This window comes from Pontimicrobium sp. MEBiC01747, from assembly GCF_053601635.1.
This window is the reverse complement of record NZ_JBSHNS010000038.1, coordinates 1-1745: the sequence shown is the minus strand read 5'-3', so window position 1 is coordinate 1745 and position 1745 is coordinate 1. Positions and strand designations below refer to the sequence as shown.

The window sequence follows — 1745 nt, the reverse complement described above, 5'->3', positions numbered from 1 at the left end:
AGTTAACAGATTATGTGTCTGGAATTGTAACTCAAAATTGGGTTTACAAAGACGATAAGTTAATGCAATCTATTTATAAATCTAGTAGTGACGATACTGTATATACGCAAGACTATAGTTATAATAACAATACAATAATTATAAATGAATTCAATACTTCTTTTTCATTTTACGATAATAAAACAGAAGAGTATAATAGCAAGTCTATTTATAAATATGATGAGCATAACAATCTAGTATCCTATAAATATATAAATATAGAAGACGGAAAAGACATTTTAGTAACAGATGCAATTTTAAAAATAACTTACTATTAAAATTTCAACTCATTTCTAATAGCATATAATTCATTCCAAATACTACTATTTCTAGGTTTAGGAGATACTAATCCAATAATATATGCCGTATTAGTCTGTTTATTATTAATAACCTCTATAGCTATATTTAATACTACTTTTTCTCCAGAATTAAAAGTGTCTAAATATAAAACCTTACCGCTATAAATATTCTTTCTTCGTTTTAAAGAAACCGTAATGTTAGAAGAATCTATTTCTATTTTTTTAGAATTAGCTACAGTTTGAGAAAGACCTCTATAATAACTATGTAAAAACTGTTTTAACTTACGTTTTGGTAGTTTCACATTTTCATTAATAGTAATTACAAAAGCATAAGAAAAATACTTTTCTGCTTTCGTATTAAACATTCCAGGAGCAAAACGTAATTCTTCAAAACCATTATAATCAAAGCTTGGCGCAAAATCTAACGGTAAATCTATTTTTTCATATCTCCAATCTGTTGGCGTTTTTAAAATGATGCCTTCCTTATTTTGAGCTATAGAAAAGTGAAAGCCTAAAAAGAAAATAAGAGCTATACTATTTAATTTATGTTTCATATTAAGTATTGCGTTTTTTTGTTTTATAACCTAAAAATTCAATAAATAAAGAGAATGCAATTGCAAAATATAAATACCCTTTTGGTATTGCTCCAATTGCCTTATTAAATAATTTTGTGTGCGATAGATGTGCAGCTTCAGTAATTAACATAAAACCAATTAGAATTAAAAAAGCTAATGCTAATAATTGTAAACTTGGGTGTGTATCTATAAATTTTCTAATTTTATTAGCAAAACCTATCATTACTGCAATAGAAATAACAACAGCAGTAATCATTAATATAAGGTTATAATTATGGTTTTCAGACAATCCATTTGTCATACCAACAGCAGTTAAAATAGAGTCTATAGAAAAAATAAAATCTATAATTAAAATCTGCACAATAGCTTGTTGTAGCGACTTAATAGTTTTGCCTTTAACTTGATCTTTATCATGATCTGGAGTTTCAACTTTTTCTCTTATTTCGGAAGTAGATTTATAAATTAAAAACAACCCACCAACAAATAAAATAATAGCTTGGTAACTTATTTCTACACTTAGCCAACTTAAATTAAGCTTATAAAAAGGTTCCGATAAACCTACTAAAAACGAAACAAAAAACAACAAAATAATACGTTGTACCATAGCTAGTAAAAGCCCAATATTTGTAACTTTTTTTCTTTTCTCTTCAGGAAGTTTATTAGCAGCAATAGATATAAAAACAATATTATCTATACCAAGAATAATTTCTAAAAAGGTAAGTGTAATTAATGCAAATATGGCATCGCTGGAGGTTAAGAACTCTATCATAAAAATGCAGTTAAAATTTAAAAGCTTTTCCCTTTTGCTTTTTAGTCTCCCCTACATAGGAAT

3 protein-coding genes are annotated in these 1745 nt (G+C 26.4%); 1 reads left to right on the top strand and 2 read right to left on the bottom strand.

Annotated elements, in window-relative coordinates; genetic code table 11:
* Positions 1-317, top strand: a 317-nt coding sequence (locus tag ACVC2P_RS00535) for a hypothetical protein (RefSeq protein ID WP_452596532.1), incomplete at its 5' end; no start/stop codon positions are given.
* On the opposite strand, the gene ACVC2P_RS00530 is transcribed toward ACVC2P_RS00535, so the two are convergent.
* Together ACVC2P_RS00530 and ACVC2P_RS00525 are read right to left on the bottom strand one after the other, a co-directional pair.
* On the bottom strand, positions 314-892 hold the full coding sequence (locus ACVC2P_RS00530) for a hypothetical protein (RefSeq protein ID WP_452596531.1): 579 nt from the start codon (positions 890-892) through the stop codon (positions 314-316). The genes ACVC2P_RS00535 and ACVC2P_RS00530 overlap by 4 nt on opposite strands.
* Position 893: 1 nt before the next feature.
* Positions 894-1682, bottom strand: a complete 789-nt coding sequence (locus ACVC2P_RS00525; RefSeq protein ID WP_452596530.1) for a TerC family protein — start codon at positions 1680-1682, stop codon at positions 894-896.
* Between the last annotated feature and the right edge of the window lie 63 nt (positions 1683-1745).

Coding starts and splice junctions, on each gene's coding strand:
- ACVC2P_RS00525 (WP_452596530.1), bottom strand. CDS start 1,682: ATGATAGAGTTCTTAACCTCCAGCGATGCCATATTTGCATTAATTACA.
- ACVC2P_RS00530 (WP_452596531.1), bottom strand. CDS start 892: ATGAAACATAAATTAAATAGTATAGCTCTTATTTTCTTTTTAGGCTTT.